Source organism: Arachnia propionica, assembly GCF_003932785.1.
GTDB lineage: Bacteria > Actinomycetota > Actinomycetes > Propionibacteriales > Propionibacteriaceae > Arachnia > Arachnia propionica_B.
The window spans coordinates 1-340 of sequence record NZ_RQYT01000166.1 but is presented as its reverse complement, the minus strand read 5'-3'; the positions used below and the strand labels follow the sequence as shown (position 1 = coordinate 340).

1 protein-coding gene is annotated in these 340 nt (G+C 68.2%); it reads right to left on the bottom strand.

Features of this window, described 5'->3' with window-relative positions; all coding sequences use genetic code 11:
* Positions 1-340, bottom strand: a 340-nt coding sequence (locus EII35_RS16200) for a hypothetical protein (RefSeq protein WP_221739819.1), incomplete at both ends; no start/stop codon positions are given.

Below are 340 nucleotides of genomic sequence, written 5' to 3'. Positions count from 1 at the left end.
GGGTTGGTGGGGGTGGTGTGGCGGTGGGGGCGCCAGGAGGAGGGGAGCCAGCCGTGGTTGGTGGTGGCGGTGAGGGGCCCGGCGGTGATGACGTTGTGATCGCCTGCCTGCAGCAGGGTGCCGGTGGTGGGGTCGGTGAAGATGTCGTGGTTGTTGATGTGGGCGAGGTGGCCGAGGGCATCGACGACGGTGCGGGTGTGTTCGACACGGTCTGCGTGGTGGGTGGTGATGCTGGCGAGTCGTGACAGGGCGGTCCAGGTGTAGTCGCGGCGTCGGCCATCACTGTGGGTCTCGCGGGTGCGGCGTCCGGTGTGGTCGTGGGTGTAGGTGATGGTTTCGT